A 25,315-nucleotide genomic window follows, 5' to 3' on the forward strand; every position below is an offset into this window, starting at 1 on the left:
GTGACAAGCGGCGATGGCCAAGTCAACCCGCCTCAGCCGGGGCGCCGCCAAACCGTCCGCACCGCGTCGGACTGATCGGCGACATGGGCCAGGGCGGCCGAGACCGCGCCCATGTCCAACCCGGGCAGCGCCGTGAAGGCATGAGCCAGCGCGTCCGAGCCCGCCGCATCGACAGGGACCAAGAGCGCCTCGCCACTGGCGCTGCGCAGCCGCCAGTGGCCCCTGCCCTCGAGGCGCAGCAGGCGGATCTCGACCAGGTCGCGAAGCGCGATCTCGCCGCCCAGGACGGCGGCGCCGTAATAGCGGACGGCGCCCTCGTCCACCTCGACCAGGCCGGGGGCGGCGATCTGGCGGCGGAACGGCAGGCGGCGGACCGCGCCGATCAGCAGCGACAGGCCCACCAGCACCACCAGGCCACCCAAGGCAGCGAAGAACCAGCCGCCGCGCAGGGCCAGCCACAGCCCCGCGGCCAGGATGATGACGGCGAGGATGGCTTCGGACCGGCGGGCGGCCCAGGCGCGCAGTTCAGGCCGGATCATCGCTGGCGGCCGGAGCCGGGTATTTGGGCAAAGAAGAAGCCTGCCATCGCGACAGGGATTCCTCGTCGCTGGTCCGGGCATCGACCCAGCGGGTGGCGCCGTCGCGGCCGATCTCGCGCTTCCAGAAGGGGGCGCGGGATTTCAGCCAGTCCATCAGGTAGTCCGCGGCCTGGAAGGCGGCGTGGCGGTGGCGGGCGGCGGTGGCCACCATCATGATCGGCTCGCCCACGGCAAGCAGGCCGTGGCGATGGACGATGCGCCAGTCGGCAAGGGCGAAGCGGGCCGCGGCCTCGGCGCCGTAATCGGCCAGCGCGCGTTCCGTCATGCCGGGATAATGCTCGATCTCGAGCGCGGCCAGGGCGCCGGTGTCGTCGCGCACGATGCCCGTGAAGGTGACGATGGCGCCCGCCCCGGCGCCGAACCGCGCCAGTTCGGCGGAAAGATCGAAGGGGGCGGTCTGGACGCGGGCCGACACCGGATCAGCCCCCGGTCATCGGCGGGAAGAAGGCGACCTCCCTGGCCCCGGCAAGGGGGGCGTCCAGGTCGGCAAGCTGCTGGTCCACCGCGCAGCGGACCGCCGCCAGGTCGGCGAAGGCGGCCGCGTGCCAATCGTCGCGCGCGGCAAGATCCGCGATCAGGTCGCGGACGGTCGCGGCGTCGGTCTCGATCCGTTCGCGGGGCTGGCCGATGCGTTCGCGCAGCCAGGCGAAATAGAGGACGTCAAGCGTCATGGCCGGGCTCTCGCAGGTAGGGGCGCGACTTCACGAAATAGTCCCAGCCCGTCCAGGCCGTCAGGACCGCGGCGACCCAGATCAGCAAAAGCCCCACCTGCGTCGCCAGATCCGCCCAGGACGACGAAAAGGGCAGCCGGGATTCGCCCACCAGCGGCGGGCGCCCGTGTTCGACATAGGCAAGGCCCGTGCCCAGAAACAGCACCGAGATCGCCACCATCTGCGTGGTGGTCTTCCACTTGGCCAGCTTGGTGACCTTCAGCAGCCGCGCGTTCGCGCCCAGGAACTCGCGCAGGCCGGACACGAAGACCTCGCGGAACAGGATCAGGGTGGCGGGCAGGATCAGCCAGGGATTCATGCCGGAATAGCCGGTGATGACGACGATGGCGATCACCACCATGGCCTTGTCGGCGATCGGATCCATGGCGGCGCCGAAGCGGCTTTCCTGCTGCCAGCTTCGCGCGAGGTAGCCGTCCACCCAGTCGGTCACGGCAGCGACCAGGAACAGCGCCAGGGCAGCCCAATCCGCGAAGGGGCGGCTGAAATACAGAAACATCAGCGGCACCGCCGGCGCCGCGATCAGCCGAAGCAGGGTCAGGATATTGGGGACGGTCCAACGCATGAGGGCAAGCTAGTCGGTGGCGCCGGACTTGGAAAGGGGGCGCATTGCGATGCCCGCCGCCGTGGTCCGGCCTGCCGCCCAGGGCGCCGGCTGCCCCGGCAGGCTGCAGCGGGGCCGGGGCGCGCCGGCTCAGCTGCGGGCGTTGAAGTGGTCGTGAACCTTCTGCGCCATCGCGGCCGAGATCCCCTCGACCGCCTGCAGGTCGGCCAGGCCGGCGCGGCTGACGGCCTTAGCGCTGCCGAAATGGGCCAGCAGGGCGCGCTTGCGCGATGCGCCGATGCCGGCGATCTCGTCCAGGGGGTTGGCCATTACCGATTTCGCGCGCCTGGCGCGATGCGAGCCGATGGCCCAGCGATGCGCCTCGTCGCGCAGCCGCTGGATGAAATAAAGGACCGGGTCGTTCATGCGCAGGGCGAAGGGCGGGCGGCCGGGGCGGTGGAACTCCTCTTTTCCCTGGTCGCGGTCGATGCCCTTGGCGACGCCGACGATGGGAATGTCCTCGACCCCCAGTTCTGCCAGGATCCCCTCGACGGCCGAGACCTGCCCGGCGCCGCCGTCGATCAGCAGCAGGTCGGGCCAGGCCTCGGTCTGCCGGTCGGGATCTTCCTTCAGCAGCCGCAGGAAGCGGCGGGACAGCACCTCTCTCATCATGCCGAAGTCGTCGCCGGGGGTGATCTCGGTCCCCTTGATGTTGAACTTGCGATACTGGCTCTTGATGAAGCCCTCGGGGCCGGCCACGATCATGCCGCCGACGGCGTTGGTGCCCATGATGTGGCTGTTGTCATAGACCTCGATCCGGCGGGGGGCGCGGGCAGCTCGAAAGCCTCGCCCAGGCCTTCCAGCAGGCGCAGCTGGGTGGCGCTTTCCGACATGCGGCGGGCCAGGCTTTCGCGGGCATTGCGCATCGCGTTTTCCACCAGATCGGCCTTCTCGCCCCGCTGCGGGACGCCGATGACGATGCGCCGCCCGGCGCGTTCCGACAGCACCTGCCGCGTCAGGTCGGGTTCATCGGGCGCGTGCGACAGCAGGATCATCCGGGGCGGCGGCTTGTCGTCGTAGAATTGCAGCAGGAACGCCTGCATCACCTCGGCCGGCGATTCGACGCCGCCCAGGCGCGGATAGAAGTCGCGGTTGCCCCAGCTCTGGTTCCCGCGGATGAAGAAGACCTGCACGCAGGCCTGCCCCCCTCCATGTGCAGGGCGACGATGTCGGCCTCGGCCACGCGCTTGGGGTTGATGGCCTGGACCGACTGCACCGCGGTCAGCGCCTTGATCCGGTCGCGCAGCGCCGCGGCGCGTTCGTATTCCATGTCCTCCGCCGCCTGCGCCATGTCGCGGGCCAGGTTGGCCTGGATCATGGTGGTCTTGCCCTGCAGGAAGCGTTCGGCGTCGGCGACAAGCGCGCCGTAATCCTGTTCGCTGATCCGACCGACGCAGGGCGCGCTGCACCGCTTAATCTGGAACAGCAGGCAGGGACGGGTGCGGCTTTCGAAGGTCGCATCGGTGCAGTTGCGCAGCAGGAACACCCGCTGCAACTGGGTCAGCGTGCGGTTCACCGCCCCCGCGCTGGCGAAGGGGCCGTAATAGTCGCCCTTTTCCGATTTCGCGCCGCGATGCTTCTTGATCTGCGGGAAGGCGTGGGACTTGGCGACCAGGATGTTCGGGAAGGACTTGTCGTCGCGCAGCAGCACGTTGTAGCGCGGCTTCAACTGCTTGATGAGGTTCTGTTCCAGAAGCAGCGCCTCGGTTTCCGTGCGCGTGGTCAGGAACATCATCGAGGCCGTCTCGCGGATCATCCGCGCGATGCGCGCCGAATGGCCCGAGGGCCGGGCATAGTTCGACACCCGCGCCTTCAGGTCGCGGGCCTTGCCGACATAAAGAACAGCCCCCTGGGCATCCAGCATCCGATAGACGCCGGGGCTGCGGTCAAGCTGGCGAAGATAGTCCTGGATCAGCGCGTGGCCGGTCTTGAGAGAAGGCGCTTGGGTCATGTCAGTGAAGAAAGTGATTCCCTTCCCCTGCCGCAAGATGCCGGGGCACCGCAAGGCGAAAGCTGTCCACCGGCTTTGGGGATAACTCTGTGCACTGGCTGTGAGACAGAGGGATTCCGTCCAGCAAACGTTACAGATCCTTCATACTGCCCGAAAATTGGGCACAAAGACAAATAGTTGTTTCCACAAGGAAAAACGGTGGACGCGATGCCGTGGTCAAAAAATCTTCACGGTTTCAGCCAGTTGGGCAACCCGTCTTAACCGGCCGGGACAACCGGGCGCCGCGTCGGCCCAGGATCACCGGCATCGAGCCTTCCGCAAGATCCCGTCGCGCCATCGGCCGGCCGCGCCGGACCAAACACCCCCGTGCGCGCCCCGCCGTGCCCGCCGATCAGCGGCCGCCGCGCAACCCCCTCAGCAGGCGGGACAGGAACCGGCGAAACGCGGGTCCGTTGACCAGGCCCAGCAGGATCATCGCCAGCAGGAACAGGATGACGATGCGGAGGCTCATCCTCCGGCGCCGAAGCGCGCGAAGGCCGCGCGTTCCTGGGCGGCGTCCAGAACCGTGCCCGCCGACAGGCCCAGCCTGCGGAACAGCGACTGGCGCGGCGCATGGACGACGAAGCGCGTCCTGTCGCCGAACAGGGCCTTCATGCGCGGGACCAGATGGCCGATGCCGTCGGCCAGGCCCAGTTCGACCGACTGCCGGCCGGCCCAGAATTCGCCGGTGAACAGATCGCGGTCCGCCGCCAGCCGCGCGCCGCGCCGGGCGGTCACGTGATCCTTGAACGCCTGGTGGATCGGTTCCAGGACATTGTGCAGCCGCGCGACATCCTCGGGGCGCTCGGGGCGGAAGGGATCCTGCGTGGATTTGGACCGCCCGGCGGTATGGACGCGCCGTTCGATCCCCCAGCGGGCGATCAGGTCCTGAAAGCCGAAGCCCGCCGAGATCACGCCGATCGACCCCAGGATCGAACTGTCGTCGGCCCAGATCTGGTCGGCCGCGCAGGCCAGCCAGTATCCGCCCGAGGCGGCCACGTCCTCGACGAAGGCGTGGACGGGGATGCCGGTTTCGTCCGCAAGCCGCCGGATCCGCGCGGCGATCAGCGAGGACTGGACCGGCGATCCGCCGGGCGAATTGATCGACAGGGCCACGGCTACCGGCTTGCCCTTTCGGAAGGCGCGTTCGATCACCGGGGCCAGGGCGGCGTCGGACAACGCGCCGCCGCGTCCCGCCATGCCGATGGCGCCATGCAGCCGCACCACCGAGACCCGGGGGCCCTTCTTCGTCAGACGGTCAAGGAAAGGAATACGCATGGCCGCAGACTTAGTTACCCGCCCGCCCTGCCGCAAGCGCCCGCCCGGCGGCAATCGTCAGCCATGCCGGATCGTGTCGCCGGGCAGGAAGGTCGGCGTCAGCGCCACGATGCGGTCCGCCGGCAGGCTGTCCTTGCCCGCCACCAGCCGCGCCGCCCGCCTCCCGATATCGACCCGCCGCGCGTCGGTGGTGGCCAGCCGCACCGGCAGCCCCTCCAGCAGATCGACGCCGTTGAAGCCCGCCAGCCCGATCCGGCCGGGGATGTCATAGCCCTTGTCCAGGCAGTAAAGCAGCCCGCCCGCCCCGATCATGTCGTTCGAGAAATAGAGGAAATCCAGATCCGGGGCGCGGGTCAGGATGCGCTCGGTCAGTTCGCGGCCCTTCAGCAGCGACGACCCGCCCTGATAGTATTCGCGCGCCTCGAGCGGCACGCCGGCTTCCGACAGGCCCTCCTCGAACCCGGCCAGGCGCTTGCGGGCGCGGTGATCCTCGGGCATGTGGGTGCCGACGAAGCCGATGCGGCGATATCCCGCGGCCAGGATCCGCGCCGCCATCTCGCGCCCCGCGCGGCGGTGCGAGATGCCCACCACGGTGTCGATCCCCTCTCCGTCCACGTCCATGATCTCGACCACGGGGATGCCGGAATTGGCCAGCATCGCGCGCGAGGCCTTGCTGTGTTCCAGCCCTGCCAGGATCACCCCCGAGGGCCGCCAGGACAGCATGTCGTAAAGCACCATCTCCTCGCGCGCGGGGGAATAGTTGGTGACGCCGATCACGGGCTGCAGGCCGGTGTCGTCCAGTTCCGCCGAAATCCCCCCCAGCACGTCGGGAAAGACCAGGTTCGACAGCGACGGGATGACCACGGCGACCAGGTTCACCCGCTGGCTGGCCAGCCCGCCGGCGATCTTGTTGGGCACGTAGCCCAGGGTCTTGGCCGCCGTCAGCACCTTTTCGCGGGTGGCCGCCGACACGTCGCCCCGGTTCCGCAGGACCCTGCTGACCGTCATCTCCGACACGCCGGACGCTTCGGAGACATCCCGCAGGGTCAGCGGGCGGCGGGGTCTGGGAACGTTCATCTGGCACCGGCATTGGGATCTTTTCCCGATGTTAGCGCCCGTTCGGCGGCGCGACAACCTTGCCAAAGCGCCCGTCTGCGGTCAAAAGGGCTGCAGGCGGCCCCGTGGCTCAACTGGATAGAGCAGCCCCCTCCTAAGGGGCAGGTTACAGGTTCAAGTCCTGTCGGGGTCACCATGAGGCCCGTATCCGGCCCCCTAAGCCCCTGCCAGGCATCGTCGGCCCGCACCCCTTGGAAGGCACGGAACAACAGCATCGGGATTGCCTTGGTGGCCTGCTAGGAACAGGCGGTCGTTAAGGGATCCGGCGCATGGATGCTCGACAAACTCTCTGCATCCTGTTCTCTGGAGCAAGGTCAACAAGCCGGGGCGATTCATGGGTGTGCGACAGGTTCTGGGGCGGGGCAAACGGACGCTGAAAAGCACGTTCTTGTGGATGCGCCATGAACTCCCCAAGGCGCCAAGGCTGGAACTGTATGCCCGACGGCTTGACCGCGACAACCGCCACCTCACCAAAACCCTGCGCGAGGGTGGCGGGGATGCCTTTCAGGCCTATATCTCGCCCTATCTGGACCGTGACATTCCCCGCATCCTCTGGATTTTCTGGGCCCAGGGCGAAGATGCGGCGCCCGAGCTTGTCAAGACATGCATCGCCTCGTGGCGCCGGGAAAACCCCGATTGGGACATTCGCATCCTGGACAATAACGCGCCCGAAGTCTTGGATCTTCCAGATTTGCCGAACGATCTGCCGCTCCGGTTCAAGGCCAACCTGCTGCGACTGAAGGCTGTGTCCCATGTGGTGGTGTAGGAGGCCGCGCGCGGAGCCTTTGGCGTAGCGCAGCGCGCGGCCGTAGGTAACGCTGGCGGTCATCGCCGATCTTCGGAGTAGGTTTGGGTTGCAAGACCTGAAACCTGGAATGGAGACGACGATGACCAATGACAGAATGGCGCTAATCGAGCTGGTTGAGAAGCAGGCTGATGGCGATCTCGTGCGCGAGATGCTGGCCTTTGCGGCCGAGCGGATCATGGAAGCCGAAGTTGAGGCGCGGACAGGGGCTGCCAAGGGGGCGCGAACGCCCCTGCGGGAGGTTCAGCGCAACGGATACCGTGACCGCGATTGGGACACCCGTGCCGGGCGGATCACGCTGGAGATCCCGAAGCTCCGGAAGGGCAGCTACTTTCCCAGCTTTCTGGAACCGCGCCGCACAGCCGAGAAGGCCTTGGTGGCGGTGATCCAGGAAGCCTATGTTCACGGTGTCTCAACCCGCTCGGTCGACGACCTGGTCAAGGCCATGGGCGCAGGCGGCATGTCCAAAAGCCAGGTCAGCCGCCTCTGCGCCGAGATCGACGAGCGGGTGAATGCGTTCCTGAGCCGTCCGTTGGAGGGCGCTTGGCCCTACCTGTGGCTCGACGCGACCTACCTGAAGGTGCGCGAAGGCGGGCGGATTGTCAGCCATGCCGTGATAATCGCTGTCGCCGTGAACGAGGATGGCAAGCGCGAGGTGCTGGGGGTCGCGACTGGCCTCTCTGAGGCCGAGGCGTTCTGGATGAAGTTCCTGCGCTCCTTAGCCGACCGCGGTTTGCGCGGCGTGAAGCTGGTAATCGCCGACGACCACAAGGGTCTGCGGGCCGCCGCGCGCCGGGTCTTCAACGCAACCCACCAGAGATGCCGGGTTCATTGGATGCGCAACGCCTTGGCCCATGCTCCAGCCAAGAGCCGCACCGCCATGGCGGCGATGCTGAAGACGATCTTCGCTCGAGGCAAACCAAGGCCGAGGCGGAAAAGCAGTGGGATATCGTCGCGGATGCGTTGCGTGAGAAGCAGTCGAAGCTGGGCGCCCTGATGGACGCCTCCCGTGACGACGTGCTGGCCTACATGTCCTTCCCCCGCGAACACTGGGCTCAGATCGCCAGCACAAATCCACTGGAACGGGTGAACCGCGAGGTGAAGCGACGCGCTGACGTGATCGGCATCTTTCCGAACGATGATGCAGTCATTCGTCTCGTCGGCGCGCTGATGCTCGAGACAAACGACGAGTGGACCGTCGCCCGGCGCTATATGAGCCTTGAAACGCTCGCCCGCGTCACCGACAATCCCAACGTCAGGCTGCCCGCCGTGGCATCCTGATCGAACCCTAATCTTTCCGGGGGTCGGCGCTCATACACCATGCCCTGGGGCACTATCCGACTGAACCTTCTGGCGCGTCATGGAGGGGTCTGGACTGATGCCACCACCTACTGCCACCGTCCCTTAAACCAGTGGATCCAATTGCTGGGCGGGCAGACGGGGTTTTTCGTCTTTTCCGCGCCGCATTCTGATCGCTGGATCGACAACTGGTTTATCGCCAGCCATCCGGCAAATCCGCTGGTCGCTGCCTGGCACGAGGCTTATCGGACGCTTCTGACCCGGGCGAAAACCAGGCCGTCCAGATACTTCATGATGATCTACGCCCTGCAATGGCGGCTGATCAACAGCAGTGACCTGATGGCGCATTTCCGCCGCCGTGGCAGCCTGCCTGCGGTGCCGTGCTTCTTGTTGCAGGGTGCGCTCGAGGGCAAGATCGACGCCGATGCTGCCCTGAAAGCAATCGGACGCGGATTGCCGCTGAGCAAGCTGTCCCACAAGGCTGTCGTGGCGGAAGGGCGGCTGAACAACCTGCTTGCCCGGATCGGGTCATGAAGCCCTTGCCATCCCGCGGATCCTGGCTCGGGTCCTGACCATCAGGACGGAGATCACCATCCACGAGGCGCGCAAGGCGCTGGCGGAAAATGCTCCCGCCGAGGCGGATGTCCGGCAGATGTTTCCCACGAAGGACGGCTTCGGAACGACCCTGTCGCTGGACAGCCTGCGGCCCTGACAGGACAGGCCCAATGCCTCCGCTTTCGGGCAGCGCAGATGGGGGGAAACGGGAAAATGGTGGGCGACCCTGGAATCGAACCAGGCATGGGTCTCCCCGGCGGAGTTACAGTCCGCTGCCGCACCTTGCAGCACGTCGCCCGCCGAACGCCTCGGCGTGGGGGCGTCATTAGCGGGCGGGCCGCAGGGCGTCAAGCGGATTTCCGGGCCTTGCGCCGGGGCGGTTTCCCGCGCCATGAAGGGGCCAGCCGACAAGGATGCTGCGCATGGCCGAACGACCGGGAAAGCCCCAGAAACCCGCCTGGGTGATCGACAAGGAACGTGCCCGGCGCGCCTTGGCGTCCGAGACGCTGTGGCTGTTCGGCCTGCACGCGGTGCGCGACGCGCTGGCCAATCCGCGCCGCGAGAAGCTGCGCCTTGTCGTCACGCAGAACGCCCTCGACCGTCTGGGCGACCTGCACGGCATGACGCCCGAGATCACCGATCCCCGGATCTTCGGCAAGGCCGTGCCGCTGGCCCCCGACAGCGTCCACCAGGGCGCCGCGCTCGAGGTCAGGCCGCTCAGATGGGGCGGGCTCAGCGATGTCGTGCTGCGCCAGGCACCGGGCGAAAGGCGGCCCCTGCTGGTGGCCCTGGACCGCGTCACCGACCCCCACAACATCGGCGCCATCCTGCGGTCGGCCGAGGTTTTCGGGGCCCGCGCGGTGATCGCCCCGGCCCGTCATTCCGCGCCGGAAACGGGCGCCCTGGCCAAGACCGCCTCGGGCGCGCTGGAGCGCCAGCCCTATCTGCGCGTACCGAACCTGGCCGAGGCGCTGAGCCAGTTGAAGGGGATGGGCTTCACGCTGATCGGCCTGGACGGAACCGGCACCACCCCACTGCCCGACCTGCTGGCAGGACTTCAGGGCCGCGCGGTCTGCCTGGTGCTGGGGGCGGAAGGGCCGGGGATGCGCGACCTGACCGCCAAAAGCTGCGATCACGTCGCCCGGATCCCCTTTGCGGCCGATTTCGGGTCGCTGAACGTGTCCAACGCGGCGGCCGTGGCCCTGTATGCGGCCAGCATGGCATGAACATCACATGGCTGCGACAATCTGCGCGGCAGCGTTGAGATTCGGATCGGGTGCTGTCATCTAGGGGTCCTGCCGCCGCAAAGACTGCCTGCCCATGAAATCGCTGCTTCTCTCGCTTGTGCTTGCCCTGGGGTCCGGCGTGCCGGCCGCGGCTCAGGACTGGGCCATCGACGGCTATGACGCGGTGGGGTTTCTGGAACGCGGGCAACCGGTGCCCGGGCGCCGCGACATCTCGACGCTGTGGAAGGGAAAGCTCTGGCATTTCGCGTCCGAGGAAAACCGCAGCCGGTTCGAAGCCGATCCGCGCAGCTTCGCCCCGGCTTTCGGAGGGCTGTGCCCCGTGGCGCTGTCGAACGGCCAGCGGGTTCCAGGTGATCCGCATCATTTCGTGGTCATCGGAAATAGACTGTATCTGGTAGGATCCGGACGCGCCGCACACAAGCTGCGGCAGGATCCCCAGGAAATCCTGGCCAAGGCGCGCGAAAACTGGGCGCGCCATTAACACGAAGCGCGACTTTTTCAATCACATGATCGAGATATGTCTGGAACCAATCCGGGGTGTTGCCCATTTACAAGCTGGAACATGACCTCGGAACCGTCATGTTCAGATCACTGTCCCTCGTTCCGCGACTTGCGCCCGGCCAGCCTTCTGGACCGGGCGCCTTTTCTATGTCAAGCTTGATTCAACTATTGGACGAGAAAAGGGAGGTTTGTCATGGACACGGATGTGACGGACGACCAAGATATTGCCCGCATCGCGCGCGACGTGAAAGTGATTGCGGTTGTGGGCCTGTCCCCGAACGAGGCACGGCCGAGCTGGGGCGTGGCGCGCTTCCTGCAGGCGAACGGATATCGGATCGTTCCGGTCAATCCCGGCCAGGCCGGAAAGACCATCCTGGGCGAAACCGTCTATGCCAGCCTGTCCGACATTCCCGACACCATCGGCGTCGAGATGGTTGACATCTTCCGCCAGTCCGAGGCCGTGGGCCCGATCGTGGACGAGGCGCTGGCGCATCTTCCGGCGCTCAGCGCGATCTGGCTTCAACTGGGGGTGCGCAACGACGCGGCGGCCGGGCGCGCCAGGGACTGCGGCATCACCGTCATCCAGGACCGCTGCCCGAAGATCGAGTTTCCCCGCCATCTCTAGCGGAAAAGGCCCCGGCGCTGCCGGGGCCTTTCGCGTCGGTCAGTCGGCCTCGGCCGTCTGCAGCAGATCGGTGATCCGGCGCACCGCCGCGCGGCGGTTCTCTCGGACATCGCCTTCCTGCCTCACCTGCAGGAACTGCTCGCCATAGCCTTGCACCACCAGATTCTCGGGCGGGACATCGAAGTATTCCGTCAGCGCCAGGGCCACGGATTCCGCCCGCCGGTCCGACAGCGCCAGATTGGCCGCGTCCGGGCCGACGGTGTCGGTATGGCCTTCGATCAGGAACATCTCGCGCGGGTTTTGCGCGATTGCGTCGGCGATCACGTTGCCCAGCGTCGAGAGCTGGCGCGCCTGGTCGGGCGAGATGGCGGCCGAGCCGGTGTCGAAGGTGATGGCGTCGATGGTGACCGGCGGCACCAGGGCGCGCACCTCGGGGATGCTGCGGATCTGGCCCAGGGTGAAGCGGCGGTCCAGCTCGACCTCGCGCTGCAGGGCCTCGCGCAGGGCGGCCTCGTCCTGATAGTCGGCGGCCGAAACGACCGGCGCCGGGGCGGGCAGAGACGCGACATCCACCGGCTCGACCGTGGCGGTGTCGTCGATCAGCCGGGTCTGGGTGCCGTCGGGCGATATCAGGGTGCGGCGCAGCACGCGCAGGTCGGCGTCGCGGATCGTGACCACCCGGCTGCCGTCGCTGCGCGTCACCACCGTGCGTGACGAGCCATCATCAAAGTTTTCGGTCGTGACGGTCGATCCGGGCTGGCGCAGCAGCGCGACCTCGTCCTTGATGATCTCCTGGCTGCCGTCCGGGCGCGTGACAACCACCCGGTCCGGCGCGCTGAGCGTGACCTGCCGGTTGTTGTTCAGGTAGGTGCCGACGGCGACCCCGCCCAGCCCCAGCAGCAGCGCCCTGGCCAGGTCGTTGTCATCGTCGTCATCGTCCTCGTCGTCCTCCTGGCGGGCCTCCTGGTCCTGCGAGGCTGCCTGCTCCTGCTCGGGCGTCAGGGCCTCGCGCAGGCTGGTTTCGAAATCCTCGTTCGAGGAGCGGCTGTTCTCCTCGGTGATCTCCTCCTCGACGACCTCGCCCTGCTCTTCCTCGTTCAGCGCGGCCGCCACCGCGCCGCCGCCGGTTTCCCCGGCGGCCTGCTGGGCGGCTTCGGTCCGGGGCGCGTCAGCCTCGGGCGGGGTGGCCGCGTCCTCGGGGGCAGCGGCCTGGTCGGCGGGTTGCCCGTCAGCCGCGGGTGCCTCGTCCTGCTGCTCCTGCTCAAGCGCCTCGCGCAGCGCGTCTTCGCTGCCGGCTTCGGCCTCGGTGTCGGCTTCGGTTTCAGCATCCGGGGCGGGCACAGGGCGGTCGGCCTGCTGTTCGCGGGCGGCCTCGACCGGGCGTTCCTGTTCCTGCTGGCGGTCCGCCTCGGCGGGACGCTCGTCGCCGACGGCCGGGGCCTCGGCGGGTTCGGCTTCGGCTGCGGCAGCGTCAGCGGGATCCTCGGCTGCGGCGGGGGCCTCCTCCTCGCTGCTCTCGGCGCGGGCCGGGCGATCGCTTTCCTGCTCGCGCTGGGCCTCGGCGGGGCGCTCAGATGCCTCGAGTTCGGCTTCGGGCTCTGCCGGCGCAGCCTCGGGGGCCGCGGCTTCGGGCTCGGGTGCAGGCTCCGCGGCAGGCTGCTCGGCAGGCGCGGCCTCAGCGGGGGCCGCGGCTTCCGGTTCCTCGGCAGCGGGTTCCTCGGCTTCCGCCTCCTCGGCGGCCGGCTCCTCTGCGGCGGGTTCCTCGGCAGCGGCCTCGGCTTCCGGTTCCTCAGCGGCCGGTTCCTCGGCAACGGGTTCCTCGGCGGGGACTGCCTGTTCGGCCTGGGGTTCGGCGGGTTGTTCCTGGGCCGGCGGGACGGGGGGCTGCTCGCCCTCGGCCGGGGCCTGGGCCTGGGCCAGGGGCGGCACCAGAAGCGACAGACAGGCCGCCAGGGCGGTAGAGTTCTTGAACATGCGGCGCATGGGTCTTCCTTCCCTTGAACGGGTTGATCCGTTGCGGATCCAACCGGCTATCGGACGGGGCGGTTCCAAACATCCGCGTGACGCGGCGGTGATCGGCAGAAACTGCCGCGTAGCGCCCCCAGCCGCGCAAGGCGCCGTTGGGGCGGGCCGCGGCCTAGCGCTTGCGGCGGCGCTTGGTGGCGCGCTTGATCTCGGCCAGACGGGACTTGGTGGACATCGGACGCGGGCCGCGGCCGCGCCTGCCCTTCTGCGGGCCGCGCGGCAGGGGCTGGCCCTCCAGTTCCAGCAGATCCAGCGTCAGCCCGCCGGTCGTCGGCACCGCCTCGGCCAGACGGACCGTGACCCGCTGCCCCAGGCCGATCTCGAGCCCGGTATCGCTGCCGATCAGCATCTGCGCGTCGGGATCGAAGTGGAAATATTCGTTGCCGATGGCGCGGATCGGCAGAAGCCCGTCGGCGCCGGTCTCGTCCAGCTTGACGAAGGCGCCGAACTTCTGGACGCCGCTGATCCGGCCGGTCATCTCGGTGCCGACGCGTTCGGACAGGAAGGCTGCCAGATAGCGGTCGGTGGTGTCGCGTTCGGCGGCCATGCTGCGGCGCTCGGTCTCGCTGATATGGGTGGCGGTTTCGGACAGCCGCTCCATGTCCTGGGCCGACAGGCCGTCCCCCTTCCCGTCCCGGCCCCCGCCCCAGCCATGCGCGGAAATCAGCGCCCGGTGCACGATCAGGTCGGAATAGCGCCGGATGGGCGAGGTGAAATGCGCGTAGCTTTTCAGCGCCAGCCCGAAATGGCCGAAGTTTTCGGGGTGGTAATAGGCCTGGGTCATCGAGCGTAGCGTGCTGATGTTGATCAGCTCGTCGAAGTCGGTGCCTTCGGACTGGGCCAGCAGGCGGTTCAGGTGGCTGGTGTGCAGCACCTGCCCCTTGGCCAGCGTGAAGCCCGAGGCCTGGGCCACCTCGCGCAGCGCGTCGATCTTGGCCAGGCTCGGTTCCTCGTGGACGCGGAACAGCAGCGGACGCTGACGGCGGGTCAGTTCCTCGGCGGCGGCGACGTTGGCCAGGACCATGAACTCCTCGATCAGCCTGTGCGCGTCCAGCCGCTCGCGGAAGTTCACCGACTTGACGCGGCCATCGGGCGTCAGTTCGATCCGGCGTTCCGGCAGGTCCAGATCCAGCGGCTGTCGGCGGGCGCGCGCTTCCTTCAGCAGGCCGTAGGCGTGCCACAGGGGCCGGATCACGCTGTCCATCAGCGGTTCCGTGTGCGCGTCCGGCTTGCCGTCCGCCGCGGCCTGGGCCTGTTCATAGGCCAGGCTGCCGCGGCTGTTCATCATGCCGCGGTGGAAGTTGTGGCTGATCTTGTTGCCCTGCGCGTCCAGCCGCATCCTGACCGCGATCACCGGCCGGTCCACGCCTTCGTGCAGCGAACACAGGTCGGCCGACAGCGCCTCGGGCAGCATGGGCACGACGCGGTCAGGAAAATAGGTAGAATTGCCGCGCAGCCAGGCCTCGCGGTCCAGGGCGCTGCCGGGGGTGACGTAATGGGCGACATCGGCGATGGCGACCCAGATGGTCGCGCCGCCGTCCTCCTCGACATGGGCGGCCACGGCGTCGTCGTGGTCGCGCGCGTCCGAAGGGTCGATGGTCACCAGCGGCAGGTCGCGCAGATCCTCGCGGCCCTTCATCGTGGCGGGCCTGGCGGCCTCGGCCTCGGCGATCGCCGCGTCGGGAAAATCGTCGGGGATGCCGTGCTGGTGGATGGCGATCAGGCTGACGGCGCGCGGCGCCGAAGCATCGCCCAGCCGGTCGACGACCCGCGCCAGAGGCAGGCCCAGCCGGCCCTTGGCGCCGACCTGTTCGGCCTGCACCAGTTCGCCGTTCTGCGCGCCCTGGGTCGCATCGGCGCGGACGCGCCATTCCTTGTCCTGGCCCTTGTCGATGGGCACGATGCGGCCCCCTTCGGCCTCCTTGCGGAAGATGCCGGTGATGCGGTGGGGCGCGGCCGTGATGCGGCGGATCAGGCGCGCCTGGTACTGGTAATCCTCGCCGTGAACCTCGATCAGGCGGCCCAGGAAGCGGTCGCCCCGGCCCAGCGCCGGGTCGCTGTCGCGCGGCAGGTAATGGATGCGCGGCATCGGGCCGTCGCCGTGCCATTCCAAGGGACGCGCGAACAGGTCGCCCGAACCGTCGGGGGCCAGCAGTTCCAGCACCGTGACCGGGGGCAGGCGTTCCGCGTCCAGGTAATGGCGGCGGCGGCGTTCCAGATGGCCCTCGCCCTCAAGCTCCTTCAGCAGGCGCTTGAGTTCGATCCGTTCGGCGCCCTTGATGCCGAAGGCCTTGGCGATGTCGCGCTTGGAATTGGCGTCGGGATGTTCCGCGACCCACTCCATGATCTGTTCCTTGCTGGGAAGCTGGGCCATCTGCCGGTCCTTCAAAGGTCGCGGGTCATGTCGCGATGCGGGATCCCGGCATCGTCATAGACCGGACCATAGGGGGTGAAGCCCAGCTTCTCGTAGAAGCCGAGCGCATGGGTCTGCGCGCCCAGCTTGGCGCGGGTGATGCCCGGCTGCACCCGCAGCACGTCCAGCGCGGCCCGGATCAGCGCCGCGCCCAGGCCGGTGCCGCGCACCCGGGGCAGCACGCAGACGCGCCCGATCTTGCCGGTGTCGCCGTCCAGCACGATCCGCGCGCTGCCGACGGGCTGGCCGTCCTGGGTCGCCAGCAGGTGGATGGCGGTGCTGTCCAGGCCGTCGATCTCGCGGTCCTCGGGGACGCCCTGCTCCTCGATGAACACGGTGCGGCGCAGGGCAAGGCAGGCGGCAAGGTCGGTGGTGGGTTCGATCTTCATTCGAAATACTGTTCCAGAATCCGCTGGTAGATGGTCTTGAGTTGCTGGACCTGCGCCACGGGAACGCGTTCGTCCACCTGGTGCATATAGGCGCCGACAAGGCCGAATTCGACCACCGGACAGTGGTTCTTGATGAACCGCGCGTCCGAGGTGCCGCCGCTGGTGGACAGCACCGGCTGGCGGTTGGTTTCCTGGGTGACGACGCTGCGCACCAGATCGACGAAGGGTCCCGGCCGGGTCAGGAAGGCCTCGCCGCTGATCTGGCTGTCGATGGTCAGGCTGACGCCGGTGGCCTGGGCGATGCGGGCGGCGCGGGCCTTCAGGTCGGCCTCCAGGCTGGCGCCGGTATGGAGGTCGTTGAAGCGGATGTTGACCACGGCCCGGGCCCGTTCCGGGATCACGTTCGAGGCCGGATTGCCGCAGTCGATGCTGGTGATCTGCAACCCGGACGGGTCGAAATGATCGGTCCCGCCATCCAGCGGCGCCGCGATCAGGTCGTTGAGATAGGCCGTCAGCGCGTGCAGCGGATTGCGGGCGCGGTGGGGATAGGCCGCGTGCCCCTGCACCCCCCGGGCGGTGACGGTATAGGTCGCCGATCCGCGGCGGCCGATCTTCATCATCTCGCCCATGACGTCGGGGTTCGATGGCTCGCCGACGATGCAGGCCTCCATCCGTTCGCCGTTCTCCTCCATCCAGTCCAGCAGGGCCAGGGTGCCGTCGCGCGACGGGCCTTCCTCGTCGCCGGTGATGGTCAGGATCACCGCGCCCTCGGGCGGGGGCGTTTCGCGGACGAAGTCGATGGCGGCGGCGACGAAGGCCGCGACGCCGGATTTCATGTCGGTGGCGCCGCGGCCCCAGATGACGCCGTCCTCGACATGGCCGCTGAAGGGGGGATGGGTCCAGGACGCCGGATCGCCCGGCGGGACCACGTCGGTATGGCCGTTGAAGCCCAGCGCCCTGTCGCCCTTGCGGCCCCAGCGGGCGAACAGGTTGGGCGTGCCGTTGCGATCGACGCGACGCACCTCGAAGCCCGCATCCGCCAGCAGATCGCCCAGCAGGACCAGGGCGCCGCCTTCCTCGGGCGTGACCGAGGGGCAGCGGATCAGGCGGGCGGTCAGGGCGGCGGCATCGGTCATGGTCATATCCAGTCAGAGAAGGCGCGGCGGACCAGGTTCAGGCCGGTCATCACCAGCAGGATCAGCGTCCAGCGGCGGAACTGCGCGACATCCATGCGGTCCTGCAGGGCAAAGCCCGCCATCATCCCCGCGAAGCCCGGAACGCAGAGGACGGCGGACAGCGGGATCGTCTGCGCGTTCAGCACGCCCGACGCCAGATGGGCCAGCGTCAGCCCGATCGCGCCCAGCAGGAACACCACGCCCTGCACGCGGACCTGTTCGCGCTTGTCCACCCCCAGCGACAGCAGCAACACCACCAGCGGCGGCCCCCAGATCCCCGAGACGCCGCCGTACAGCCCGCCGACGATGCCCGTCGCGATCTCGGCCCGGCGGCGGTGGCGGATCGCCAGGGTCATCGGCCGCCCCGCCAGCTGCCACAGCGCGAAACCCAGGATCGGCAGGCCCAGCAGCGCATACATCAGACCCTGCGGGATCTGGCGGGCCAGCCCGGCCGACAGCATCAGGAAGATCAGCACCATCGCGATATGCCAGCGGAAGTTTCGGACCGACCGCAGCGCCGCCCCGGGTCCCTGACGCAGGGCCTGGTGGATGTTGGTCGTCAGCACCGGCAGGATCAGCGCCGCAAGCGCCACCTGCGGCGGCAGAAGCGACGCGAAGGCCGACGCCATGATGAGCGGCATGGCAAAGCCGATCGCCCCCTTCACGAAGCCCGCAAAGGCCGTGACGGCGAAGACCGTCCAGAACAACCAGGGATCCAGTCCGAACATGGCGGCAGGCTAGCCGCCCCGACCGGGAATGGGAATGGCCCATCCCGGGCAAGAAAGGCAGACATAATCGTTCACCGGCCGCTGGCAAGCCGCATTATTGTTGCGCTGCGGCTGCGAAGGCGCTACCCATGCCGCGATGCCGCAAGGAGCCTGATCCATGAAAGACATGCCCCACCAGTTCGACAGCGTGCTGTCCGATCTTGCCGACCTGCAGGCGCGGGCCACCGACAGGCTGCGCGCGCTGGTCTCGGCCAACGGCAAGGTCGATGCCGAGGCGCTTGAACGCCACCAGCATGGCGCCCACACGCTGTCCTGGCTTGCGACCTATGTCGAATCGCTGCGCCAGCTTGCGGCCTGGTCGTCCCGCGTCGAGGGAGAGGTCGAGACCCTGATCGCCCGCATCGGCTTTGGCGAATACCTGACCCAGATCCTGGGCGGCATCCCCATGAGCCAGACCGAGTTCGCCCGGCTGTCGGATCTGGGCCTGGACTGGCAGCCCTCGGACGCCACCCGCGCCCTGATGGCGGGAAACACGCCCGAAGCCCGCGCCCGGCTTGCCGCCCTGCTGGCCGAACACCAGGGCAGCGCGACCTTCGGCGCCTCGGGCCTGGACGAGGATCTGGAGATGATCCGCGACCAGTTCCGCCGCTGGACCGACGACAAGGTGGTGCCGCACGCCCACGGCTGGCACCTGCGGGACGAACTGATCCCGATGGAGATCATCGCCGAACTGGCGGAACTGGGCGTCTTCGGCCTGACCATCCCCGAGGAGTTCGGCGGTCTTGGCCTGTCCAAGGGCGCGATGGTCGTGGTCAGCGAGGAACTGTCGCGGGGCTATATCGGCGTGGGTTCGCTGGGCACCCGGTCGGAAATCGCCGCCGAACTGATCCTGGGCGGCGGGACCGAGGCGCAGAAGGCCCACTGGCTGCCGCGGCTGGCCTCGGGGGAAATCCTGCCCACGGCGGTCTTCACCGAACCCAACACCGGCAGCGACCTGGGCAGCCTGCGCACGCGGGCCGTGAAGGACGGCGATACCTGGACCGTCACCGGCAACAAGACCTGGATCACCCATGCCGCGCGCACCCATGTGATGACGCTGCTGGCCCGCACCGATCCCGAGACGACCGATTACCGGGGCCTGTCGATGTTCCTGGCCGATAAGACCCCCGGAACCGACGCCGACCCCTTTCCCACACCCGGCATGACCGGCGGCGAGATCGGGGTTCTGGGCTATCGCGGCATGAAGGAATACGAGCTTGGCTTCGACGGCTTCACCGTCCGCGCCGAAAACCTGCTGGGCGGCGTCACCGGGCAGGGCTTCAAGCAGTTGATGCAGACCTTCGAATCCGCGCGCATCCAGACCGCGGCCCGCGCCATCGGCGTGGCGCAGAACGCCTTGGAACTCGGGCTGCAATACGCGCTTGACCGCAGGCAGTTCGGCAAGGCCCTGATCGCCTTTCCGCGCGTGGCCGACAAGCTGGCGATGACGGCGGTCGAAATCGCGATCGCGCGGCAACTGACCTATTTCAGCGCCCGCGAGAAGGACCAGGGGCATCGCTGCGACCTCCAGGCCGGGATGGCCAAGCTGCTGGGCGCGCGCGTGGCCTGGGCCGCGGCCGACAACGCCCTGCAGATCCACGGCGGCAACGGCTTTGCGCTGGAATACCAGATCAGCCGGGTGTTGTGCGATGCACGCATCCTGAACATTTTCGAAGGCGCGGCCGAAATTCAGGCGCAAGTGATCGCCCGGCGTCTGTTAGGCTAGCCGGGTTTCGTCTAGGGTGCTGCAACCAAAGCCGTTTTGCCGCATTCCCCTTCGACGTCCGCCCACAGGAGCCCAGACATGTCCCGCCTTGCCCGACTCGGCACATTCGGCGCGCTGACCGCCGCAGCCTTCGCCCTTGCCGCCTGCGAGCCCACCGCGGCCGTGGATCCGGCGACCGACCGGGGCTTCATTCCCGGCGGGAACTACGCCCTTGTCGGGATGGACGGGGCGACCGTGCCGCTGCGCAACATCACGCTGACCGTCGCCGAACGCAGCGTGTCGGGGCGCGGACCGTGCAACGGCTACGGGGCGGCCAACAACTTGGAACTGCCGCTGGTCCAGTTGTCGCCGCTGCAGACCACCAACGTTCCCTGCGGCCGGAACGCCGCGCTTGAGAACCGGTTCTTCGAGGTCCTGCAATCGGCGACCGAGATGGAATATTACGGCGGGGTCCTGAAGGTCAAATCGCCCGAAACCTGGCTGATCTTCGAGCGTGGCGTGACCGAGGCGCAGGCCCAGGTGACGGCCCTCGATCAGGCGCGCGCGGGTCAGTAGGCCGCCGGCCCGCCCCGCGTCAGCCGGTCCACAAGACGCTGGCGGGCTGCCGGAACCGGCCGGCCCACCAGTTCGCCGCCAATCCTGGTGGTCAGGAAATGGCCGGTAATCGCCAGCCCCTCGGCCAGATCCTGCCCGCGGTTGTCGCCTGCCCCGCCCAGCATGGCGGGCAGAGGCAGAAGCCGGTCGGCCCATTCCCCGGCCCCTTCGCGGCTGACCGCGCGGCCCGACCGCGGGCTGACGAAGGCCAGCCCGTCTTGCGTTCCCGTCACCGCACAGGCCGACAGATCCAGGCCGAAGCCCATCTCGTCCAGCAGGCGGATCTCCCATCGCAGGTAATCCGGGCCCCAGTCGGCGCCGCCTTCCATCAGATCCAGCAGGCGTTCGGTATCGGCCACCAGGGCCGGATGCGGATCGCGTTCGGGCAGCGCAAAGACCAGCAGCGCACAGACCGCGATCAATCCCGCAAGCGCCAGGGGATCGGCCAGCAGTCCCGACCGCAGCCGCACGGGCTCGACCGAGAAGGTGCCAAGCTGGTCGTCGCGCCGCGCCCGCCAGCGCAGATCCAGGCGGCTGCCGGGTTGCAGCATCGCCGCCCGCCGCTGGGACGTGCCGCCGGGCACCAGGCCGGAATGGCGCCCGTGCAGGTCGGTCAGGACGTCCAGGATCACCGCCGTCTCGCCATGCGGACGGCGGGCCAGGACGGTGCCCTGGGCCTGCCATTCCATCAGGCGTCCGGCAGGGTCAGCGACCCGTCCCGGGCCAGCGGCCAGAAGGGGTTCATGGCGATTTCCCAGACATGGCCGTCGGGATCGGCGAAATAGCCGGAATAACCGCCCCAGAAGACCCGTTCCGGGCGCTTCAGGACCGTGGCGCCGGCATCCACCGCAGCCTGAAAGACGGCATCCGTCGCGGCTTCGTCAGGCCAGTTCTGCGCCAGCGCGACCGCCCCGGTGCCCAGGGCCGCCCCGGCCCGCCCCTGATCGGCGGCCAGGTCGTCCCGCCCGAACAGGGCCAGCACCGCACCGGCCATCTGGAAGAAGGTGACGCCGGGCTGCGACGCGGGATGGGCCACCCATCCCCAGCCCTGATAAAAGCGTCGCGCGCGGTCCATGTCGGCCACCCCCAGCGTGACAAGGGTGATGCGTTGGCGGGTCAGGGACATGGAACCTCCGGCGGTCGGGCCAGCTTGGCACGGTCCGCCGCCGCCGCCAAGTCAGGTCGCGGCACGGCGCCGCGCCCCTGCCCCGCGCAGCATCGACAGAGTATAGATCACCAGGGCCGCCCAGATCATCGGGAAGGCGATCATCTGCGCCGCCCCGAAGGCTTCGCCGAAGATCAGCACGGCGGTCAGGAAGATCATCGTCGGCGCGATGTATTGCAGGATGCCGATGGTGGACAGCCGCAACTGCTTGGCAGCGGTGGCATAGCAGATCAGCGGCACCGCCGTCACCGGGCCGCAGCCGATCAGCAGGATCGTGTCGGTCAGGCTGCCCGAGGCGAAATGCGACTGCCCGCTGGCCGTCAGCCAGATCACATAGGCCAAGGCTGGCGGCGTCAGCAGCAGAACCTCGAGCGTGAAGCCCTGGGTCGGACCCAGCGGCAGGCTTTTCTTGCAATAGGCGTAAAAGCCCCAGGTCAGCATCAGCCCGATCGCCACCAGCGGCAGGCGCCCCAGCTGCACCGTCAGCACCACCACCGCCAGCGAGGCCAGCGCGATCGCCACCATCTGCGCCCGGTTCAGCCGTTCGCGCAGCAGCGTGGCGCCCATCAGGATGCTGAACAGCGGGTTGATGTAATAGCCAAGCGCCGCGTCCAAGGCGTGGTTGTTGCCCACCGCCCAGACATAGATCATCCAGTTGACCGAGATCAGCGCCGCGGTGACCAGCGCCATGACCAGCAGGCGCGGCCGGCGCAGCGCCGCCATCACCTCGGCCGAGCGGCGCTGCCAGATCAGCACCGCAAGCGCGATGGGCAGCGACCACAGCACGCGATGGGCGATGACCTCGGCGGGGGGGACGTGCGACAGCTGTTTCATGAACAGAGGCAGAAAACCCCACATCACATAGGTCGCGACGGCCAGGATCAGGCCCGGCAGGGAATCACCCGATGGGGACGCGTTCTTCATGCCGATTGCATAGGCTGCAAATGCCGCCCGCACCAGACGGATCACGCAAGGCCGGGCTCGTCCAGCAGGGTGCGGCCGTCGCGGCTCTCGATCTCGATCACCCACAGGTCGGGGTCGAAGCCGCGCTGCCGGGCGATGGCCTGGTCGATCTCGGGTTCCGGGCCTTGGGCGATCACCCGCCAGGGGCGGCTGCCCGTGTCGAAATCCCATTCGCGGGCATATGCCGCGGCGGTGCCGTCCAGATGCGCGCATTTCACCAGCACGGCGCCCGCGGTGTCGTCGCCCCGGGCCGTGACATAGGCGGGGATGTTCGCCAGTCCCAGCCGCGCAAGATAGGCCGACACCCAGATGCCGGTCGCCAGTCTCGGCTCAGGCATCGCCGTCGCGGAAGTCCAGCCCCATTTCGCTGTAGCGCTCGGCCTCGTCCAGCCAGTTCTCGCGGACCTTCACCTGCAGGAACAGGTGGACGCGGCGGCCCATGAACTCCTCAAGCTCGGCGCGCGCCGCCTGGCCCACGGCCTTGATCGTCTCGCCGCCCTTGCCCAGAACGATGCCCTTGTGGCCGGGCCGCGCGACATAGACGATCTGATCCACGCGAGCGGATCCGTCCTTGCGTTCCTCCCAGGCTTCGGTTTCCACCGTCAGCTGATAGGGGATTTCCTCGTGCAGGCGCAGGGTCAGCTTTTCGCGGGTGATCTCGGCGGCGATCATGCGCATGGGCAGGTCGGCGATCTGGTCCTCGGGGTAAAGCCAGGGGCCTTCGGGCAGCCTGTCCGCCAGCCAGGCGCGCAGGTCGTCGCAGCCATAGCCCTTCTCGGCCGAGATCATGAAGGTGTTGACGAAGGGATAGGCGGCGTTGAGGTCCGCCGACAGCGCCAGCAGGGTTTCCGCCTTCACCCGGTCGATCTTGTTGATGACCAGGGCGACCGGAGTCCTGCCGTCCAGTCCCCGAAGCGAATCGATGATGGCCCCGACGCCCTCGGTCCTGCCGCGATGCGCCTCGACCAGCAGCAGGATGATGTCGGCGTCCGAGGCCCCGCCCCAGGCGGCGGCGACCATCGAGCGGTCCAGGCGGCGGCGCGGACGGAAGATGCCGGGCGTATCGACGAAGACGATCTGCGCCGCGCCGTGGATGGCGATGCCGCGGATGCGTGCCCGGGTCGTCTGCACCTTGTGGGTGACGATGCTGACCTTGGCGCCGACCATCTGGTTCAGCAGGGTGGACTTGCCGGCATTGGGTTCGCCGATCAGGGCGACGAAGCCGGCACGGGTCGGGCTTTCGGACAGGGGGCTCTCGGTATCGGTCATGCGCGGCCCTCCAGCCGGTCCAGCAGGGCCTGCGCCGCCGCCTGTTCGATGCTGCGTTTGGTGCCCGCGCCTCTGGCTTGCGCCTCGCGCCCGTCGGCCAGCCGCGCGGTGATCAGGAAGACCGGCGCATGGTCGGGGCCTCCGCGTTCGGTCTGTTCGTAGACGGGCGGCGGCATCCCGTTGGCCTGCGCCCATTCCTGCAGCGCGGTCTTGGCGTCGCGGGGATCGTCCTCCAGCGTCTCCAGCCGGTCGGCCCAGAGCCGCAGCACGATCCGCCGCGCCGTCTCGAAGCCCGCGTCCAGATAGACGGCGGCCAGGACCGCCTCCATCGCGTCGGCCAGCAGGGCGTCCTTGCGGCGGCCGCCCGACATCATCTCGGACCGGCCCAGCTTCAGCACGTCGCCCAGCCCGATCTCGCGGGCGATGGCGGCGCAGGTCTCGCCGCGCACAAGCGCGTTGTAGCGCGGGGCAAGCTGGCCTTCGCTGGCGGCCTTGTCGGCGTCGAACAGCGCCTCGGCCATGACCAGGCCCAGGACGCGGTCGCCCAGGAACTCCAGCCGCTGGTTGTCGGGGCGCGTGGTTGAAGCGATGGATCCATGCGTCAGCGCGCGCACCAGAAGTTCGGGACGCGCGAAGTCGTGCCCCAGCCGGGCCATGAAGGCGCGGATGTCGGCGCCGGGCTTCAATCGACCGCCTTGAAGAAGCGATCGGCCCGCCAGGTCCAGAAATACAGCAGCGACCGGCCCGCGGACGAGAACATGATCCGGTCGGCGCGGCCGATCAGGTATTCCGACGGCACGAAGCCCAGCCCGCCGATTTCCTGGGGAAAGCGCGAGATCCTCGGAATTGTCGCGGTTGTCGCCCATGAAGAAATACTGGCCTTCGGGGACGGTAAAGGTGGGCGTGTCGTCGGCGAATGCGCCGTCGGCAATGTTCAGGATATCGTGGCTGCGTCCGCCGGGCAGGGTTTCGGTGGAGCGCTGCTTGATGCACTGCCCGCCCTCGGCCACCGGGTCGTTCACGCAGCGCGGGATCAGGCCCTGCGGACCCTGCTGTTCCTTCACCTCGACGAAATCGCCGGCGGGGGTGACGGGCACTTCCTCGCCATTGATCCACAGCCGGCCGTTCCGCATCTGGATCGTGTCGCCCGGCAGGCCGATCAGCCGCTTGATGAAATCGACCCCGCGCGTGGGGTGGCGGAAGACCACCACATCGCCGCGTTCGGGTTCGGAACCCAGGATCCGGCCGCTGATCGGGCAGATCGAGAAGGGGCAGGAATAGCGCGAATAGCCGTAAGCCATCTTGTTGACGAACAGGAAGTCGCCGATCAGCAGCGTGTCCTTCATCGACCCCGAGGGGATCCAGAAGGGCTGGAAGAACAGCGTGCGGAAGATGCCCGCGATGACAAGCGCCCAGAACACGGTCTTGACCGTTTCCCACAGGCCTTCCTTCTTCTTGCCCGCCGTGCTGTCGGCCATGGTG

At 68.3% G+C, this 25,315-nt stretch carries 25 protein-coding genes, 2 tRNA genes and 3 pseudogenes; 10 read left to right on the forward strand and 20 right to left on the reverse strand.

Going from position 1 to position 25,315, the window contains the following annotated elements:
• Positions 1-32: 32 nt before the first annotated feature.
• The 7 genes and pseudogenes from ACZ1HC_RS02730 to ACZ1HC_RS02760 form a co-directional block, all read right to left on the reverse strand.
• On the reverse strand, positions 33-539 hold the full coding sequence (locus ACZ1HC_RS02730; RefSeq protein ID WP_472698647.1) for a hypothetical protein: 507 nt from the start codon (positions 537-539) through the stop codon (positions 33-35).
• Positions 526-1,014 (reverse strand): molybdenum cofactor biosynthesis protein MoaE, encoded by a 489-nt coding sequence (locus tag ACZ1HC_RS02735; RefSeq protein WP_472698648.1) that lies wholly within the window; start codon positions 1,012-1,014, stop codon positions 526-528. Before ACZ1HC_RS02735 ends, ACZ1HC_RS02730 begins: the two co-directional genes overlap by 14 nt.
• Positions 1,015-1,018: 4 nt before the next feature.
• Positions 1,019-1,270, reverse strand: coding sequence for a molybdopterin converting factor subunit 1 (gene moaD / locus ACZ1HC_RS02740; protein ID WP_188714981.1), 252 nt, complete (start codon positions 1,268-1,270; stop codon positions 1,019-1,021).
• Positions 1,260-1,892, reverse strand: a complete 633-nt coding sequence (gene pgsA / locus ACZ1HC_RS02745) for a CDP-diacylglycerol--glycerol-3-phosphate 3-phosphatidyltransferase (protein ID WP_472698649.1) — start codon at positions 1,890-1,892, stop codon at positions 1,260-1,262. The genes moaD and pgsA overlap by 11 nt, the downstream gene beginning before the upstream one ends.
• 129 nt (positions 1,893-2,021) lie before the next feature.
• A pseudogene (uvrC, locus tag ACZ1HC_RS02750) lies at positions 2,022-3,882 on the reverse strand (excinuclease ABC subunit UvrC).
• Positions 3,883-4,389: 507 nt separating this feature from the next.
• Positions 4,390-5,199 (reverse strand): S49 family peptidase, encoded by an 810-nt coding sequence (locus ACZ1HC_RS02755; protein WP_472698650.1) that lies wholly within the window; start codon positions 5,197-5,199, stop codon positions 4,390-4,392.
• 57 nt (positions 5,200-5,256) lie between these two features.
• Entirely contained in the window at positions 5,257-6,276 is a 1,020-nt protein-coding gene (locus tag ACZ1HC_RS02760; protein WP_472698651.1) for a LacI family DNA-binding transcriptional regulator, read from the reverse strand.
• A gap of 98 nt (positions 6,277-6,374) precedes the next feature.
• On the opposite strand from ACZ1HC_RS02760, the gene ACZ1HC_RS02765 reads away from it, so the two are divergent.
• The 5 genes and pseudogenes from ACZ1HC_RS02765 to ACZ1HC_RS02785 all read left to right on the forward strand — a co-directional run bounded on the left by ACZ1HC_RS02765 (position 6,375) and on the right by ACZ1HC_RS02785 (position 9,131).
• Positions 6,375-6,451: transfer RNA gene (locus ACZ1HC_RS02765), tRNA-Arg, on the forward strand.
• Positions 6,452-6,709: 258 nt separating this feature from the next.
• Positions 6,710-7,081 (forward strand): capsular polysaccharide synthesis protein, encoded by a 372-nt coding sequence (locus ACZ1HC_RS02770; protein WP_472698652.1) that lies wholly within the window; start codon positions 6,710-6,712, stop codon positions 7,079-7,081.
• A 121-nt stretch (positions 7,082-7,202) separates the two neighbouring features.
• Positions 7,203-8,401 (forward strand): annotated as a pseudogene (locus tag ACZ1HC_RS02775) (IS256 family transposase).
• Between the two features lie 39 nt (positions 8,402-8,440).
• A complete protein-coding gene (locus ACZ1HC_RS02780; RefSeq protein ID WP_472698653.1) occupies positions 8,441-8,953 on the forward strand; it encodes a capsular polysaccharide synthesis protein in 513 nt (170 codons plus the stop codon).
• The gene (locus ACZ1HC_RS02785; RefSeq protein WP_472698654.1) at positions 8,934-9,131 is read left to right on the forward strand and encodes a hypothetical protein; all 198 of its coding nucleotides are present in this window, start codon (positions 8,934-8,936) and stop codon (positions 9,129-9,131) included. Before ACZ1HC_RS02780 ends, ACZ1HC_RS02785 begins: the two co-directional genes overlap by 20 nt.
• A gap of 57 nt (positions 9,132-9,188) precedes the next feature.
• Here ACZ1HC_RS02785 and ACZ1HC_RS02790 read toward each other — a convergent pair.
• Positions 9,189-9,272 (reverse strand) — tRNA-Tyr (locus tag ACZ1HC_RS02790).
• 124 nt (positions 9,273-9,396) lie between these two features.
• Between ACZ1HC_RS02790 and ACZ1HC_RS02795 the strand changes: the two genes are divergently transcribed.
• The 3 genes from ACZ1HC_RS02795 (at position 9,397) to ACZ1HC_RS02805 (ending at position 11,347) form a co-directional block, all read left to right on the forward strand.
• On the forward strand, positions 9,397-10,200 hold the full coding sequence (locus ACZ1HC_RS02795; protein ID WP_472698655.1) for a TrmH family RNA methyltransferase: 804 nt from the start codon (positions 9,397-9,399) through the stop codon (positions 10,198-10,200).
• Positions 10,201-10,294: 94 nt separating this feature from the next.
• On the forward strand, positions 10,295-10,702 hold the full coding sequence (locus ACZ1HC_RS02800) for a YHS domain-containing (seleno)protein (protein WP_472698656.1): 408 nt from the start codon (positions 10,295-10,297) through the stop codon (positions 10,700-10,702).
• Positions 10,703-10,915: 213 nt separating this feature from the next.
• Complete coding sequence (locus ACZ1HC_RS02805; RefSeq protein ID WP_472698657.1) at positions 10,916-11,347, forward strand: CoA-binding protein; 432 nt, start codon at positions 10,916-10,918, stop codon at positions 11,345-11,347.
• A 39-nt stretch (positions 11,348-11,386) separates the two neighbouring features.
• Here the strand turns inward: ACZ1HC_RS02805 and ACZ1HC_RS02810 are convergent, their stop codons facing one another.
• The 5 genes from ACZ1HC_RS02810 to ACZ1HC_RS02830 form a co-directional block, all read right to left on the reverse strand.
• The gene (locus ACZ1HC_RS02810) at positions 11,387-13,330 is read right to left on the reverse strand and encodes an OmpA family protein (protein ID WP_472698658.1); all 1,944 of its coding nucleotides are present in this window, start codon (positions 13,328-13,330) and stop codon (positions 11,387-11,389) included.
• Positions 13,331-13,484: 154 nt separating this feature from the next.
• Positions 13,485-15,746, reverse strand: a complete 2,262-nt coding sequence (gene rnr, locus ACZ1HC_RS02815; protein ID WP_472698659.1) for a ribonuclease R — start codon at positions 15,744-15,746, stop codon at positions 13,485-13,487.
• 11 nt (positions 15,747-15,757) lie between these two features.
• Positions 15,758-16,174, reverse strand: a complete 417-nt coding sequence (locus ACZ1HC_RS02820) for a GNAT family N-acetyltransferase (protein WP_472698660.1) — start codon at positions 16,172-16,174, stop codon at positions 15,758-15,760.
• A complete protein-coding gene (dapE, locus tag ACZ1HC_RS02825) occupies positions 16,171-17,310 on the reverse strand; it encodes a succinyl-diaminopimelate desuccinylase (protein WP_472698661.1) in 1,140 nt (379 codons plus the stop codon). Before dapE ends, ACZ1HC_RS02820 begins: the two co-directional genes overlap by 4 nt.
• A gap of 2 nt (positions 17,311-17,312) precedes the next feature.
• Positions 17,313-18,077, reverse strand: a complete 765-nt coding sequence (locus ACZ1HC_RS02830; RefSeq protein WP_472698662.1) for a sulfite exporter TauE/SafE family protein — start codon at positions 18,075-18,077, stop codon at positions 17,313-17,315.
• A 166-nt stretch (positions 18,078-18,243) separates the two neighbouring features.
• Here ACZ1HC_RS02830 and ACZ1HC_RS02835 point away from each other — a divergent pair, with 166 nt between their 5' ends.
• Positions 18,244-19,842, forward strand: a complete 1,599-nt coding sequence (locus ACZ1HC_RS02835) for an acyl-CoA dehydrogenase family protein (protein WP_472700762.1) — start codon at positions 18,244-18,246, stop codon at positions 19,840-19,842.
• Between the two features lie 78 nt (positions 19,843-19,920).
• The gene (locus ACZ1HC_RS02840) at positions 19,921-20,397 is read left to right on the forward strand and encodes an META domain-containing protein (RefSeq protein ID WP_472698663.1); all 477 of its coding nucleotides are present in this window, start codon (positions 19,921-19,923) and stop codon (positions 20,395-20,397) included.
• On the opposite strand, the gene recO is transcribed toward ACZ1HC_RS02840, so the two are convergent.
• The 7 genes and pseudogenes from recO to lepB form a co-directional block, all read right to left on the reverse strand.
• On the reverse strand, positions 20,391-21,125 hold the full coding sequence (gene recO, locus ACZ1HC_RS02845) for a DNA repair protein RecO (protein WP_472698664.1): 735 nt from the start codon (positions 21,123-21,125) through the stop codon (positions 20,391-20,393). The genes ACZ1HC_RS02840 and recO overlap by 7 nt on opposite strands.
• A complete protein-coding gene (locus ACZ1HC_RS02850; RefSeq protein ID WP_472700763.1) occupies positions 21,125-21,556 on the reverse strand; it encodes a VOC family protein in 432 nt (143 codons plus the stop codon). Before ACZ1HC_RS02850 ends, recO begins: the two co-directional genes overlap by 1 nt.
• Before the next feature lie 57 nt (positions 21,557-21,613).
• Entirely contained in the window at positions 21,614-22,525 is a 912-nt protein-coding gene (gene rarD, locus ACZ1HC_RS02855; protein ID WP_472698665.1) for an EamA family transporter RarD, read from the reverse strand.
• A 41-nt stretch (positions 22,526-22,566) separates the two neighbouring features.
• Positions 22,567-22,902, reverse strand: coding sequence for a DUF1491 family protein (locus ACZ1HC_RS02860; protein ID WP_472698666.1), 336 nt, complete (start codon positions 22,900-22,902; stop codon positions 22,567-22,569).
• Complete coding sequence (gene era, locus ACZ1HC_RS02865) at positions 22,895-23,833, reverse strand: GTPase Era (protein ID WP_472698667.1); 939 nt, start codon at positions 23,831-23,833, stop codon at positions 22,895-22,897. Before era ends, ACZ1HC_RS02860 begins: the two co-directional genes overlap by 8 nt.
• On the reverse strand, positions 23,830-24,519 hold the full coding sequence (gene rnc / locus ACZ1HC_RS02870; RefSeq protein ID WP_472698668.1) for a ribonuclease III: 690 nt from the start codon (positions 24,517-24,519) through the stop codon (positions 23,830-23,832). Before rnc ends, era begins: the two co-directional genes overlap by 4 nt.
• Positions 24,516-25,311 (reverse strand): annotated as a pseudogene (gene lepB, locus ACZ1HC_RS02875) (signal peptidase I). The gene rnc and the pseudogene lepB overlap by 4 nt, the downstream one beginning before the upstream one ends.
• Positions 25,312-25,315: the final 4 nt, after the last annotated feature.

It is taken from the genome of Paracoccus sp. BR5-17, assembly GCF_055693925.1.